We start from the raw sequence: 14811 nt of genomic DNA on the forward strand, positions 1-14811 counted from the left end.
GGCGAAATTGGTAGACGCACTGGATTTAGGTTCCAGCGCCGCAAGGTGTAAGAGTTCGAGTCTCTTCGCCCCCACCACTTTAAGTTAATAACTTAAAGTTTGATGTAGGTGTTAAGTCATCTAGATCTTGGAAGAGGATTGGTGTAATGGTAGCATGACGGTCTCCAAAACCGTTCGTCAAGGTTCGAGTCCTTGATCCTCTGCCACATTTATTTTAAATAAATGTCCCAGATGGGGGCGTGGCGAAATTGGTAGACGCACTGGATTTAGGTTCCAGCGCCGCAAGGTGTAAGAGTTCGAGTCTCTTCGCCCCCACCATTAAAAAAGCAAGATTATAATCTTGCTTTTTTTGTGATTAAATCTTGAGTGTTTAATCATGAATATAGAGGATTGGTGTAATGGTAGCATGACGGTCTCCAAAACCGTTCGTCAAGGTTCGAGTCCTTGATCCTCTGCCATAAAATAAGGCTCCTATTTGGGAGTTTTTTTATTATCTATATTTTTAAAAATAACTTTTCATTCGTGCTCAAGCAATTTTCTAAATAGATATTTTTATAGCTGTTGCTTTTCAATGTTTTTATCACATCATAGATTGTTTTTTAATTAAGCAATATACTGAATTTCTTAATCTTTTTATTAAGCTATTGTTTTATATTTATTTAACTTAAGTTTTGGAAATTATTTATATAAAAGCCTTGAATACAATTTTATTTCATGTATGATGCTGTTAACTAGAAAAAAGACTTGTTAGTAAATCTTCTTTTAAGTATCGTAGTTTTAGTCATAATCCTTCGTTTTTTAAGATATTAAGCTCAATTTGTTATTCTTTTTTCAAAGTTATGATAGGGTCATTATTTAATGATTCTAAAATATTAGAAATCAGTAGGATATATCATGTCTAATACAGTAAGTGGTACAGTAAAGTGGTTTAACGAAACTAAAGGTTTTGGTTTCATTCAACAAGACAACGGTCCAGATGTGTTCGCTCACTTCAAAGAAATCGCAGGTTCTGGTTTCAAAACTTTGCATGAAGGTCAACGCGTAACATTTACCGTTACTCAAGGGCAAAAAGGCCCAAATGCTGTAAATATTATTCCACAATAATATAACAGCAAGTAAAAAAAGCACTTTTTAGTGCTTTTTTTTATTTTAGCTTTTAAAGCAATTTATTGTTCTTTTAGAGCATTAGAAGCCCTCAATAGTAGGGCTTTTTATTTTCTTGTTAATATAAATCATTAGTTATTAAGCTCTTATAGTTAATAATCGAACATATTTTTAATATAAACTTTAGAATATGTGTGAAATATAAATTATTAGTAATAGAGATATGGTAGATTAAAAAATCTTTAAATAAAGAAATTTTATATTTCACGGAATTGCTAATGAACGTTCGCCTGTGTTATGCCAGTCAACGGAACGAAAAAAATGAAGACTTGTTGCAAGATTTACGTGATATTTTGACAGAAGCACGAGATTTCAATGATTTGAATCAGATCTGTGGGGTGCTCTATTATGCCGATAATGCTTTCTTTCAATGCTTGGAAGGTGAGCGAGAGGTGGTTGAACGATTATTTGAAAAAATTACAAATGACGAAAGACACCACAATGTTAAATGGTTGTGTACATATTCCATTGAACAAAACTCTTTTCAAAAATGGTCAATGAAATATGTACAACGTAATACAAATATCGAATCTTTCTTTCTAAAAATGGGAGAAAGTACTTTTAATCCTATTCGTCTTGATGAGCAAAACTTAAAAGCTTTCATCAATGAATTAGTCTTTGCCGAACAAACTAAAATTAACACAGTTAAGAAAGTGGGTATGGTGAATCGTGGGGTGAAACCGTTTTAGCTATTTGGCTATCACGCCAATATGGATGGTCTTGAGTTTAGGTAATATTTTAGTCATGACTAAATATACAATAACTGAACTTGCGAGCATCCATATCACTTCTAAGCTTTGACTAATGACAAACATAGCCCAATAAAAAAAGCTAAATAGGGCGAGACAGAGTCCACTACCTTTAAAATACCAAGTAATAAATATTCCAAACAGTGCAGAAGAGAGAAGAAGATTAATCGTCTCGTTCATTCCTATGTAATTAAAGAAAATAATCAGTAAGCATAAAGCTAACATTGATAGTAAATATACAAATATATTTTTTGCAATAAACATTTTCTATACCCTATCTGATGATTAAAAAAGTATCTTTCCTCTGTTTCCAGAGGAAAGATAGTACATATTAATTTTTGAGATTCTTTTTCTATTATTAAGAGTTTTTATATTAATAAAGATGACTTTATCATTTTCTCCAGATCTCTTTATTAATATTCAGCTTTCTATTTAATAGTAAAGAGTGCTTATATGTACTGAAATTAATTATAAGAAAAACAATCATTTGAGTTGTAAGCTTTGGCTTACATAATTGTGAGAGATTGCCTACATTTGTATAAATAATAATCAAATTTTACAAAATTAAATTTATAAAAAAATTTATTTAACAATAACTTAAGTAAATATATTGTTTAGATGAGCTTTACATAAATAACAAAAAGTAACATCAACTTTAAGAGGTACTTTTCTTAAAATTTATAAATATTAATAAGAGAAAATTAATCTATTTAAAAAATTTTAACATTTGATAAAATATAGTTTTATTAAGTTGTATTTCCAATAAATAAAATTTATGTATTGAAGGGTTTTAATGTGGTTAATAGTGAGGAAATTATATTTATATTTTTGAGTCATCTAGTAATGAGCTGCTTTTGAATTAAGAGAAAAAACTACTGCAATATAAATGAAACTAGAATATCAGATTTATAAAATTTGAATTATGGCCAGCATAGAACTGACTACACTGGCTTTACTGCTTTTGCATTAATTATTCTGAACGAGTAGTTAACCAAGTACTCACTTCTGGCCAGACCGTAGTGGGTGCTTGACTACCAGAAACTACGCCCATATGACCACCTGGTACCACCTTAAATGTTTTGTCTTGGCTACTAATTAAATCCATGAGTGGTTTAACAGCGTCAGCTGTGACAATAATATCTGTGTTGCCACCAATAGCTAACACAGAGCATTTAATGTCTTTTAGATAGGCGGTAAGTTCACCAAATTTAACTACACCTTTAGACAGTTCATTATCAATCCAGAAACGGAGAATAATGTCGCGCATCACACCGCCCGGATAGGCCAACATATTATCGATAAATGAGCTTGAGGTTGCATGATCGACAATAAACTCTCGGTTATCTAGATTCTTAAAAAGTTCCCAATATGTTTTCAAATTTCCAATCGGATCCGTTAATTTAAAGCCAAGCGTGTTTTGCCAGCCATGAATATGAAATGCTTCACTTGGTACATGATGGCGGATACGAAATGGCGTATGTTTACGAACCCATTCGGCAGGTTTGGTAAGACTACCGTATAGTTTCCCCATATAACCTGCTTTGTGTGTGTCGATAGGGGAAGCGAGAATAATTAGATTTTTAATATCTTTATCTTTAAACAATGCGGTATAGCAGAGCGAAAGCGCGCCGCCTAAACTCCAACCATGTAAAGAAAGCTGTTGCTGACCGCTGTGTAGGCGAACTTGCTTTAACATCTCTGGCATGAAAACTTTAATATAAGTACCGAAGTTGTATTTTGCTTGGTGTCGGGTTGGTACGCCCCAGTCAATTAAGTAAACATCAAACCCTTGGGCTAAAAAGAAACGTACAAAACTACGAGTAGGGAACAAATCGTAAATGAGCATGTTCACTGCTAGTGGTGGAACAATAACTAAAGGTACGCGATGTTTAGGAATAGGGGTATCAGTCTCATTTTTATAATGGCGTAAGGTAATGATTTCATGCTTATGAATCACATCAAAAGGTGTTTTTCCTGACAAAGCTATTTGAGGGCCTCTGAAAAAGAGATCTGATGCATTGATCAGCATGTGAGGTATTTTTTGACCAGCACGTGTCTGAAGAGATTTTTTAATAGATTGTAGCTGTGGAACGTTCTGACGAACTTTAAGCAATAAACTCATTGAATATAAAACCTATAAAGATGTTGCCCAGAACAGTAAAGAGCTGGTCTTTGAAGGATATTAAAGTGAATGATGGAGAAGTTCAGTGACCCAAAAGACAGGATTTTTCTTTAAATGTATCAAGTAGAGCTTAGCTTAGCCCAACATACTCTTACTTAAAAAATCGGTAATAAGATTGAGGCAACCAGATGTCTTGATTTCATCGCTTGAGCATTTAAATGTTTAAAAAATTAATTATCAAAGCAATATAGAAATTTAAGAGAGGATACATTGTGATTTTTTACTAAATACTCAAAATAATAAATTGATTTATATGATTATTATTAAATAAAGATGGTTTTTGTAAAGTTTGTTTGTGTTTTTTTTAAATAATAAAAAATAAAATATAATTATTTTACAATCCATTAGGAATGTAATCAGAAAGTAGTATATATGGAATTTGTTTTTAATGGTTTTTATACACTAATTTCGGCGGTTATCGTCTTATTGTTGGGCCGCTTTCTTGTTAATCGTATTGATTTTTTAAAACGTTATAATATCCCTGAACCTGTAGCTGGTGGTTTGGTTGCTGCTGTAGTTTCTTTACTTGTCCACACTTTGTGGGGGTATAGCATTGTTTTTAGTAGCGAATTACAAACCAGCTTTATGCTCGTGTTCTTTGCTTCAATTGGTTTAAGTGCCAATTTTATGAAGCTTAAAGAAGGTGGTACTGCTTTAATCATCTTCTTAATTTGTGTAGCCTCATTTATTGTTGTGCAAAATGCTGTTGGTATGAGTCTTGCGACATTATTAGGTCTTGACCCACTTATTGGTTTGATTGCTGGTTCAATTACCTTAACCGGTGGTCATGGTACAGCTGGCGCATGGGGTGAAATTTTAGAAAGTCAGCATGGTATTCAGGGTGCTTTAGCATTAGGTATGGCGAGTGCTACTTTTGGTTTGATTATTGGTGGTGTGATTGGCGGGCCGTTAGCGAAACTACTTATTAATCGTTACAGTCTTGCTCAACCAAAAACCAATGCTGAAATCCAAAATCGCGACACTCATCTTGAACAAAATTCAGATGACCTTGCTCCGTTTGAAAACCCGCATCAAGTTCGTTTAATTACTGCCGATAATGCAATTACTACACTGGGTATGTTTGCAGCATGTTTAGCGTTTGCTGAATTTATGACTGGTTTTAGTAAGGGAACTTGGTTCGAGTTACCAACTTTCGTTTGGGCACTTGGTGGTGGCGTAATTTTAAGAAACATTTTAGAAAGCGTGTTGAAAATTGATATTTTTGACCGTGCGATTGATGTATTTGGTAATGCGTCTTTGTCACTTTATTTAGCCATGGCATTGCTTTCGTTAAAACTTTGGCAACTTGCCGACCTAGCTGGCCCGTTAGTTGTAATTTTAGGTGCGCAAACCATTACGATGGCTTTATATGCAGCATTCGTGACGTTCCGCGTTATGGGCAAAAACTATGATGCAGCAGTGTTAGCAGCAGGCCATTGTGGTTTCGGTATGGGCGCAACTCCAACCGCCGTTGCAAATATGCAGGCCATTACTAATATGTATGGTCCATCGCATAAGGCTTTCTTGATTGTTCCGCTTTGTGGCGCATTCTTTGTCGACTTAATTAATGCAACGGTTATTCAGCTCATGTTGAAATTCATTGCTTAATTTGAAAAAAGCCCGTTAGGGCTTTTTTTATGGGTGTTTGTCTATGAATATTTGATTCCTATTTATAGGCTCAATTTTTATTTTCGTATGACTCAAGCCATTTTATTTTTAGGATGCTTTTTCTCAAAACTAATAATCGCCCTTAAACCTCGTTTCACATAGAATAAATTGCAGATAAATAAAATGAGAAATGTATGAGCTCAGAAGCACATTCAATTAGCTTGGTTGCCCCTGTGGTTTTATTGGCGGCTGCTGTCATTGCAGTTCCTATTTTTAAACGTATTGGTTTAGGTTCAGTACTTGGTTATTTAATTGCGGGTCTAATTATTGGCCCATTCGGTTTTGCTTTTTTTCAAGATTCTGCCGCAATTTTGCATATTGCCGAGTTAGGAATTGTGATGTACCTCTTTGTGATTGGTTTGGAAATGCAACCCTCACATTTGTGGAGTCTTAGACGCGAAATTTTTGGCCTTGGTACGCTACAGATTATTATTTGCGCGCTGGCTTTGACTGGCGTTGGGCTGTTATTTGGCTTTACATGGCAAGTTGCTTTTATTGGTGCGGCAGGGTTTGTATTAACCTCGACTGCGATTGTGATGCAGTTATTGGGTGATCGGGGTGATTTGACTCAGCCCCGTGGGCAAAAGATTGTAGCCATCTTACTATTTGAAGATTTACTCATTGTGCCATTGCTGGCTATTGTTGCTTTTATGGCACCGAATCATGTGGTCGAAAGCACGTCGGTACGATTAGAAAATATAGGAATTGGTTTAATCGCAATTGCAGGGCTTATTGCGGCAGGGTATTGGTTACTTAATCCATTATTTAGACTCTTGGCTGCTGCTAAAGCGCGAGAAGTCATGACTGCCGCCGCATTATTGGTGGTGTTGGGTGCGGCGTTACTGATGCAAGTCAGCGGTTTGTCCATGGCGATGGGGGCTTTCTTAGCGGGTGTACTTTTATCTGAATCAACCTTTAGACATCAAATTGAAGCGGATATTGAACCGTTCCGTGGAATCTTGCTGGGCCTCTTTTTCCTTGGGGTCGGCATGTCATTGGACTTATCGGTAGTTGCTCAGAACTGGCAGCTCATTATAAGTGGCGTAATTGCCCTGATGTTTGTCAAAGCGCTGATGATTTATATAGTCGCCCGAGTAACGAAAAGCCCTCATACAGAAGCGTTGGATCGCGCTTTACTTATGGCTCAAGGTGGAGAGTTTGCCTTTGTACTTTTCTCGGCTGCGCTAAGTGCACAAGTCATTGATAGTACCGTTAAATCTAACTTAACTGCCATTGTTGTGCTTTCAATGGTGTTGACCCCAATTGTCGGTATTATTTTCAAACGTTTTACTCAAGCAAAAACGAAGGTTTCATTAGAAAACATCGACATTGCTGACGGGCTAAGCGGTAGTGTTTTAATGATCGGTTTTGGGCGCTTTGGACAGGTCACCAGTCAATTATTATTAGCAAGAGGTGTCGATGTCACCATTATTGATAATAATACCGACATGATTCGAAACGCCGAAAAATTTGGTTTTAAAATTTATTATGGCGATGGTTGCCGTCTAGATATTCTGCATGCGTCTGGCGCCGCAACAGCACAAGCGATTGTGGTGTGTGTAGATAGCAAGGAAACGACCAATAGAATTGTAGAACTCGTGACCCATGAATTTCCTTTGGCAAAATTATTAGTCCGTTCATATGACCGTGAGCATTCACTGCATTTAGTTAAACAAAAAGTGGACTTTATGATTCGTGAAACGTTTGAATCTGCAATTAAGTTCGGCGGCGTGATTTTGCAAGAACTTGGTGTGGATGAAGACGAGGTAGAAAGAATTACCGAGGAAATTCGAGATTTGGATAATGAGCGTTTTGAAACTGAAATCGCGGCAGATGACGTCAATGCGGGAGTAGGTATGCAATATACACATACTCATCACCCAAGACCGACAGCACCATTGATTCGACCAAAACAAGAAGGGCGGATTTTAAATAAAGAAGATACCTCAGATAATGAAAGTCTGGATTAGTATAAAAAATATCTGTAAAAGCTTTGTTTAGCAGAGCTTTTACGGAATGACTATAAATGCTCTACGGCTGTGCCTTTGACTGGATTGTTATATAAATAAAATCGCAAATAGGAGAGTTGAAGAACTTTTTATTTTGAACTCTTAAAAATTTACTCAAGTTCCAACTGATTATCATCTTTTGTAATTTTAATTTTTAACTTCTTATATTTTCGCTTATTTGGATCTAGGGCTGAATTCATCACTTCATCTGCAAAAGGCGGGCACTGCATCAATTTTGCATAAGCCCTATAGCCGATGCGTATTCGAGTAGGCGGGCAATCGGTTCTTTTTGAGTAGTATTCAATGAGTGAGTTCAGTTCTTGTAATAAAGTTTGCTGTTCCATCATACATACTTAACAATTAGATGACTTAAGCATAATAGACTTGGCCGTTTAGCGGAATATGCCTTTAAAATGTACAACTCTGTAAATTGTGATTTAGTTCTCTAAAACACATATTTTATGTATGAAGTTTGTTTAGGAGAGATTTTGGATGTTTTTTTAATCGAAATGTCATAAAGAAAGGCTAATTTAGATTCATAACAAAAATTGATGAAGATTGTCGCGAACAATAAAATCAAAAGCAATTTTCACAGACGTGGTCGTGAGGTAATTAGGGCTAATTCGAAAGAGTTGGCTTTTTTGTTTTAGTGCATTTGCTTAGATCAAGATGTCCTTTATTAACATTCAATTGCAAATAATCAAGTTCTAATATGGAACTTCATTTTTTAAGTAGATAAAAATAAAGGATCTTAAAAATGTTAATCTCAAGCGATAGATTACCAAAGAGTTTTAAAGACAAAGCCAATCAAAAGGTTGCCAAACTTTCAGGCTCATTGTTGGGAGCTGTTACACCAGAGCGACAAGCAACATTGCCAAAAGAGTTTGAATTCAGTCCTCATACTCTTTATAAGCGCTTTGGTAGTACACATTACGGGGTCATGATTCCTGACTTACCTGAACCATTTCGATATTTATCTTGGGCTTCGGTATTAGGTTATGTTGGATTTACGATTACAGATACCAACTATCAAATGTCTAAAGATGGAAAAGGGGATACAGCTTCTTTGGTACATGGAACAGCATTATCGACAACGCCTGAGGCCTACAGAACATTTTCAATCAAAAATGATATCAAGTTTAACCAAACTCCTTTCGCTATTAATTTTGACAATCAGAGTGTCATGCATGAGGATGGTGATGGATTTATATTAATTACTAAAAGAGAAGATTTAGAACTAGAACTTCATTTAAAGCCTACCAAAGCTATTTCATGGTTTGCCTATAGTGCTTTTTATAAACATTTTAGTGTCTTGATGCATTATGACGGCTATATTAAACAAAAAGGCAATAGTGAGAGTATTAAAGGGCTTTGTACGCTTGAGTCTTGGAAAGCTGTAGCGACCTCAATGCTCAAAAACAAATGGTTAGTTGAGAATATTCAACTTCCTGTAAAAGTCTTTAGCTATCAAGTTATTAATATTGACCATGAACAGCAGTTATTACTGGCTTTTATTTGCTATGAAGACCAACCCATTTTGACTTCTGTTTACTATCGTCATATTGATGGAACATCAATTCAATACAACGGCGATATACTTTTTGAAGTAACCACTCTTCAAGAAGAACCACAGATTACACCTGATGGTTTTCCAATGAATTTACCAAATACTTTTCGCTGGGCTGCTTATCACAACAATCAAAAGGTTCTAGATATTTCAGCACAAGTAGACACTCCATATTGTTTTGGATTGGCTGCTGGTTTCGTTTCTTCATATACATGGCAAGGCGAATTCTATGATCAGCCATTAGTAGGAAGGGGCTATCTGGAATATATTGACCGAAGATAAAATCGTTTAAAACTTAGTTGTTTATCTACAGCTTCAAGCGAACTAGAAAATATCTGTTTTATAAACTCAATTTAACAATAGATTTTAATTATTTATCCTTACTTTTTAATGATCTATTTTAAAACAGATGTCATTTTGTGTGCTTGACTGAAATGGGGTTGGGCACTATCCTTTGCCTGCTGACCTACATTGTCAGCCGGCTTTGACAGGCTGATTTAGACCGCATCAGAATTATTCCTTCTGAGGAATAGTTTTGTGTGTAAGCTTCTCGTCTCCTCCCGTTGCGGTAGGACGGGAGAGGGACACCTTCGGGTGTGCTGGCGTCTAACCAGTCTGTCAACCTTCTCTCGTTCTGCCACCATAATTATTTGACAGTAATTCGGTAGAACTTCTTTAGACATGAGGAGTCCTCTATGCGTACTAATTCTTTTTCTTTATTGGCCTTTGCCAAATTCTCTCGACTCATACCGCTTAAACAGTCTTTAAAACGATGTAATCGACTTTAGGTTTCTACACCTTAAGAATCGTTACGACTAAAACATAGCAACAATAAACCAGAGATAGGTGAGCACACCATTATTGTGCGATTTTTGCATGCCTGTATTTAGCACTCATTTTAAGAGTGACGGCATTTCTATCTCTTTTATATACAACAAAAAATTATTTTAAGCGGTATACATGAAAAATTTAGAAGTTTCATTTAGAGCGACGCGAGCGCTTAACACAGCAGCAGACTTATTTAAACAATACGGCTTCAACAAGGTCGGGGTGGACCGAATTGTTAGTGAGACTAAAATTTCTAAAGCCACTTTTTACAACTACTTTCACTCCAAAGAAAGATTAATTGAAATGTGTTTGTTGGTTCAAAAAGAACACTTAAAAGAAAAAGTGAGAGCGATAAGTGAATCTCGTCAATATCCAGATTTGGCTCTTACGCTTAGACAAATCTACCTTTTACATGCGGACTTAAAGGGGGCGTATTACCTGTTGTTTAAAGCGATTTTTGAAATTAAACAGCTTTATCCAAATGCATATCAAACCGCAATTCGCTATAGGCGATGGCTTAAAAATGAAATTTTCTGGGTTCTGCGAGAATTTAAAAAAAGGGCTACATATGAAGAATCAGATATTTTTGTATTTATGATTGATGGTGTGATTTTTAGTCTTTTAGGTTCAAGCCAAAATGAAGAACCTGATCAGTTGCTAGATTACTTTTTAAAGATAAATGCTTAAATTGAACCTTTTACATTCAAAAACTGAAATAGCAAATTAAAGAACAGAAAGAAAAAAGTGAGGCTGCTAGAGCCTCACTGTATATAGGTGTTTATTTGCCTTTTTTAGTTTTTAAATACTCTGCATAAGCTTCATCTGCAAAACGTCTTAGAGAATCACCAATTGCAGCATATTGGTATTCATTCAAGTTAGCTAAAGATGCACGGGCAGAAGGGTGCTGCACACCGAAGCCAGAACCCGGTAATAAAACTACACCTGTTTCATCGGCAACTCTAAACAATAGCTCGGTCGGATTTTTATTTTTCATGACCCAATCAGCAAACTCATCTCCATAGAGAGTACGTGATGTATTTTCAAGGTTGACTAGGGTGTAGTAGTCCACAGCATTTGGATCTGTTGGAACCTCGACACCAAGCTGTCTATAAAGTGCTGCGTCGCGTTCACGAACAACAGATTTAACTGCTTTTTTATAGCTCTGGCGTGAGTCCATCATATTAAACAAGGCAAATAAAACCATTTGAACTTGCTGCGGGGTAGACAGACCAGCGGTATGGTTCAAAGCAACATTTCGGCTATCGGCAACTAAGCGGTCAATAAATTTAATGCTTGCTGGGTCGGTAGTTAAAGATGAATAGCGCTCTTCAAGCTCTTTCTTCTCTTTTTTCGATAAGTTCGCAATTTGTTTATCAAGCACGTTGTTATTTGAAAGTGCAATGACACCAAGTCGCCAGCCTGTCGCACCAAAGTATTTAGAGAACGAATAAACCAGAATCGTATTGTCAGGACAGATCGCAAAAAGTGATTTGAAGTTATCGGCAAACGTACCGTAAACGTCATCGGTCAAAATGATCAGATCAGGGCGTTTTTTGACGATATCAGCCAAAATTGCAAGTCCTTCATCGCTCATTTTTACCGATGGCGGGTTACTTGGGTTGACTAAAAAGAATGCTTTAATAGACGGATCTTCTAACTTTCTAAGCTCCGATTCTGGATATTGCCAATCGAGTTTAGGGTCTGCCGCAATTAATACTTCTTCAAGTTGGTAGTCATTGAGTTTTGGAATCTCAAGATATGGCGTGAAAATAGGGCTACCAATGGCAATACGGTCACCATTTTTTATAATTTTATTTTCTTTTAAAGAGTTAAAAATATAGGCCATTGCGGCTGTTCCGCCTTCAACGGCAAACAAATCTAAGTCTCTTTTTTGCATGCCTTGTACGCCCATTTCTCGTAAGACGTACTCTTTAATAATGGTTTCACTCACTCGGAGCATTCGGTCTGGAACTGGATAGTTACACCCTAAAATCCCTTCAACCATTTCAAGTAAAAAAAGATCTGGATCTAAGCCTAACTGGTCACGTACATAAGACACGGCTTTACCTAAAAAGACCACACCGGGTTTGTCACGGTTTTCCAAAATGAAATTATCAAAACGTGACTGGAGTCCAACGGGGCGCGGGAAGCCGCCTAAACCTTCTGGCATATAGGAAAATGAAAATTCGGATTCGGTCGCAGAAAACAAACCCAGTTGAAAGAATGCTCTACGTGGGATAGTCGCAAGAAAGTTCGGATTACCACGCCCAGCATTTAACATCATTCGGTCAGTTCTGCTTTGAGCTAATTCTATTAAATTATCTTTAAGTTCAAATGGGCTAAGTTTTGCGTATTTAGAATAATCGACTTTCCCCATGGGACGTCTCCTTAATTATAGTGAGATGAATAAAATTTCTAATTCAATGTATAAAATCAGGCCAAGCCTACAATCAGTGGTCCGAGCAAGGTTAAGAACACATTTGCTAGGGCATAGGTAATTGCAAATGGAACGGTCGGAATCGAGTTTCCTGCTTTGTCTAAAATTGCACCAAATGCAGGGTTTGCACTGCGTGAACCAGATAGTGCACCTGCCATTACTGCAACGTTGTCATAACGCAGAACATAACGAGCAAAGAGCATGGAAAGTAGGAGAGGAACCAGTGTTACCACAACTCCAATCATAAAGAGTGAAAGACCACTTTCTTTAATGGTTTGAATAGCTTGTAAACCTGATTGTAAGCCGACGGCAGCAACGAAGCCTGCAAGACCCAAATCTTTAAGAAGCTGTGAAGCTGCTAAAGGCATATTGCCATGCACTTGATTTCTGCTTCGAATCCAACCAAACAGAAGACCTGATAGTAAAGCACCGCCACCGGCACCAAGAGTTAATGGCACATCACCTAAACGAATCACAAAAAGACCAATCACTAAGCCAACCACAAGGCCTGCACCATGGAAAATCCAGTCCGTTTTTAAACTTTCAGGTAGGGCTTTACCTGCTTCTTTCACCAAGCGCTCGAGGTCGCTTTTTGTTCCGTATACGGTGACTACATCACCTTGTCGTAAAACAGTATCGTCACTTAAAGGTTGTGTCTCATCGTTACGCTTAATTGCAAGTACATAAATACCGTGCTTTAAATACGCAGGCGTATTGGCCTTAATGTCTCCTAAGGTGCGGTTGAGATATTTGGAATTTCTTAGGATGACATCGCTGGTATCCATAATCATTTCCATACCTTGCGATGACTGTAATTCGCTACCGATTTGCTCGGCAACTGAAACTACATTCGCACGGCGACCAACCAGTAAAATGACATCGTCTGTTTGTAAAGTTAGCTCGGGAGCGACATCAATAAACTGATCTTTACGTTTTAACCGTTCAATCGTAATACTCGGCTCTTTTGCTTCAATTTCCGCAATAGTTTGCCCATTGGCTTGTTTAACTTTATAAATACGGCCAACAATTTCGGGCATTGCCAGTTCTTGGCCTGGGGCTAATTCAAAAGCACCTTTCAGTCGTTCACTTTGAGCTTTTAAAGCATCGTCGTGAATTTCTTTACCCATAAATTTAGGCAAGATATTCACACAGACAATAATTGCTCCCAAGGAACCGAAAATATAAGTGACCGCATAGCCAATCGCGACATTTGCTTGAAGTCTTTGAATTTCTGCGAGTGGGAGATCGAGTCTAGAAATTGCATCTCCCGCAGTCCCAATAATCGCTGATTGAGTCATGCCGCCCGCAGCGAGACCCGCAGCCAAACCTTTATCGAGATGAAAAATTTTAGCCATCACTAAAACAGTGACTAAACCACACACTGCCATGAATACTGCTAAAAGAATTTCTTTTATGGACTGTGGACCCAGTGATTTAAAAAACTGAGGGCCACTTTCAAAGCCTACTGCGTAAATGAAGAGAGCAAATAAAATTGCTTTAACGCCGTTATCGACAGGTACGCCAATAAGGCTTAAAACAACTGCGACGAGTAAGGAGCCTGCGACTCCACCAAATTGAAATTTTCCAAATTGGAATTGTCCAATCCAGAAGCCGATTGCGAGTGATAAGAACAATAATATTTCGGGGCTGTGCTTTAAAACACCTTGTAACCATTCAATCATTTTGATCTCACTTTTATTATTAGCTCTATCTTTAATATATAAATTTATTTATTTTTCATTTTTAAAATACAGTATGAAAATTACTTAAGCAAACCTTCAGGTTTAGTGGTTTTCTTAAGTTTAATTATAAAAAATAATGTGCTTAAAATACGTGTGAACTAAGGTCTGGTGGTAATTCTGAGTGTTTAAATCAACTATTAATTTTTTAATCAGAGATAAAATTTATTTACAATAATATAAAGAATATTTTATGAAATTAAAGCGTATTGCTTATATCTAATTTTGAAAACAAATTTTTAGTTTATTGATATTTAAGTGATTAATTTTTAATTGTTAGGCTGGTCTTAATTTTTATATAAATTAAAAAACAATCTGCTTAAAATTAGTTTTTTGATAATTGTGTCGCATAAATTAATTTTTAATATATTTAAATTAATCTTCATAATTACATTTATTTTAAAGAAAAATATAAGATTTGAAATTGCCGTTCTTGAATAGAATGTATATTTGAATATAAAAGTGATT

11 protein-coding genes and 3 tRNA genes are annotated in these 14811 nt (G+C 36.4%); 9 read left to right on the top strand and 5 right to left on the bottom strand.

Translation table 11 applies throughout. From position 1 onward, the window contains the following. Positions 1–132 precede the first annotated feature (132 nt). From RMB06_RS09555 to RMB06_RS09575, 5 genes are all read left to right on the top strand, one after another. A tRNA-Trp gene (locus RMB06_RS09555) sits at positions 133–206 on the top strand. 27 nt (positions 207–233) lie between these two features. Then, positions 234–318, top strand: a tRNA-Leu gene (locus RMB06_RS09560). 66 nt (positions 319–384) lie between these two features. Further along, positions 385–458, top strand: a tRNA-Trp gene (locus tag RMB06_RS09565). Positions 459–894: 436 nt separating this feature from the next. Further along, positions 895–1104, top strand: a complete 210-nt coding sequence (locus RMB06_RS09570; RefSeq protein WP_002115279.1) for a cold-shock protein — start codon at positions 895–897, stop codon at positions 1102–1104. A 278-nt stretch (positions 1105–1382) separates the two neighbouring features. Next, a complete protein-coding gene (locus tag RMB06_RS09575) occupies positions 1383–1853 on the top strand; it encodes an AnBLUF65 family BLUF photoreceptors (RefSeq protein ID WP_262440294.1) in 471 nt (156 codons plus the stop codon). Here the strand turns inward: RMB06_RS09575 and RMB06_RS09580 are convergent, their stop codons facing one another. Together RMB06_RS09580 and RMB06_RS09585 are read right to left on the bottom strand one after the other, a co-directional pair. Further along, on the bottom strand, positions 1854–2177 hold the full coding sequence (locus RMB06_RS09580) for a hypothetical protein (protein ID WP_005073518.1): 324 nt from the start codon (positions 2175–2177) through the stop codon (positions 1854–1856). Between the two features lie 706 nt (positions 2178–2883). Further along, positions 2884–4035 carry an alpha/beta fold hydrolase gene (locus RMB06_RS09585; RefSeq protein ID WP_311079230.1) on the bottom strand — a complete coding sequence of 384 codons (1152 nt, stop codon included), beginning with the start codon at positions 4033–4035 and terminating at the stop codon, positions 2884–2886. Positions 4036–4467: 432 nt separating this feature from the next. Between RMB06_RS09585 and gltS the strand changes: the two genes are divergently transcribed. Next, positions 4468–5703: a sodium/glutamate symporter gene (gltS, locus tag RMB06_RS09590; protein WP_014207191.1), complete on the top strand. Its 1236-nt coding sequence runs from the start codon at positions 4468–4470 to the stop codon at positions 5701–5703. A gap of 194 nt (positions 5704–5897) precedes the next feature. Beyond that, positions 5898–7733: a monovalent cation:proton antiporter-2 (CPA2) family protein gene (locus RMB06_RS09595; protein WP_311079232.1), complete on the top strand. Its 1836-nt coding sequence runs from the start codon at positions 5898–5900 to the stop codon at positions 7731–7733. A 149-nt stretch (positions 7734–7882) separates the two neighbouring features. Here the strand turns inward: RMB06_RS09595 and RMB06_RS09600 are convergent, their stop codons facing one another. After that, complete coding sequence (locus RMB06_RS09600; RefSeq protein ID WP_016806139.1) at positions 7883–8116, bottom strand: hypothetical protein; 234 nt, start codon at positions 8114–8116, stop codon at positions 7883–7885. A 413-nt stretch (positions 8117–8529) separates the two neighbouring features. Between RMB06_RS09600 and RMB06_RS09605 the strand changes: the two genes are divergently transcribed. Further along, complete coding sequence (locus RMB06_RS09605) at positions 8530–9621, top strand: DUF6670 family protein (RefSeq protein ID WP_311079234.1); 1092 nt, start codon at positions 8530–8532, stop codon at positions 9619–9621. Between the two features lie 678 nt (positions 9622–10299). Beyond that, positions 10300–10854: a TetR/AcrR family transcriptional regulator gene (locus RMB06_RS09610; protein ID WP_311079236.1), complete on the top strand. Its 555-nt coding sequence runs from the start codon at positions 10300–10302 to the stop codon at positions 10852–10854. A gap of 91 nt (positions 10855–10945) precedes the next feature. Here the strand turns inward: RMB06_RS09610 and RMB06_RS09615 are convergent, their stop codons facing one another. Continuing rightward, positions 10946–12544 (bottom strand): bifunctional aspartate transaminase/aspartate 4-decarboxylase, encoded by a 1599-nt coding sequence (locus tag RMB06_RS09615; protein ID WP_005073522.1) that lies wholly within the window; start codon positions 12542–12544, stop codon positions 10946–10948. Between the two features lie 56 nt (positions 12545–12600). After that, positions 12601–14286 carry an aspartate-alanine antiporter gene (gene aspT, locus RMB06_RS09620; protein ID WP_017398559.1) on the bottom strand — a complete coding sequence of 562 codons (1686 nt, stop codon included), beginning with the start codon at positions 14284–14286 and terminating at the stop codon, positions 12601–12603. Positions 14287–14811 lie beyond the last annotated feature (525 nt).

The sequence above is a fragment of the Acinetobacter sp. V104_13 genome (assembly GCF_031798995.1).
GTDB lineage: Bacteria > Pseudomonadota > Gammaproteobacteria > Pseudomonadales > Moraxellaceae > Acinetobacter > Acinetobacter pittii.

Coding starts and splice junctions, on each gene's coding strand:
- RMB06_RS09570 (WP_002115279.1), top strand. CDS start 895: ATGTCTAATACAGTAAGTGGTACAGTAAAGTGGTTTAACGAAACTAAA.
- RMB06_RS09575 (WP_262440294.1), top strand. CDS start 1,383: ATGAACGTTCGCCTGTGTTATGCCAGTCAACGGAACGAAAAAAATGAA.
- RMB06_RS09580 (WP_005073518.1), bottom strand. CDS start 2,177: ATGTTTATTGCAAAAAATATATTTGTATATTTACTATCAATGTTAGCT.
- RMB06_RS09585 (WP_311079230.1), bottom strand. CDS start 4,035: ATGAGTTTATTGCTTAAAGTTCGTCAGAACGTTCCACAGCTACAATCT.
- gltS (WP_014207191.1), top strand. CDS start 4,468: ATGGAATTTGTTTTTAATGGTTTTTATACACTAATTTCGGCGGTTATC.
- RMB06_RS09595 (WP_311079232.1), top strand. CDS start 5,898: ATGAGCTCAGAAGCACATTCAATTAGCTTGGTTGCCCCTGTGGTTTTA.
- RMB06_RS09600 (WP_016806139.1), bottom strand. CDS start 8,116: ATGGAACAGCAAACTTTATTACAAGAACTGAACTCACTCATTGAATAC.
- RMB06_RS09605 (WP_311079234.1), top strand. CDS start 8,530: ATGTTAATCTCAAGCGATAGATTACCAAAGAGTTTTAAAGACAAAGCC.
- RMB06_RS09610 (WP_311079236.1), top strand. CDS start 10,300: ATGAAAAATTTAGAAGTTTCATTTAGAGCGACGCGAGCGCTTAACACA.
- RMB06_RS09615 (WP_005073522.1), bottom strand. CDS start 12,544: ATGGGGAAAGTCGATTATTCTAAATACGCAAAACTTAGCCCATTTGAA.
- aspT (WP_017398559.1), bottom strand. CDS start 14,286: ATGATTGAATGGTTACAAGGTGTTTTAAAGCACAGCCCCGAAATATTA.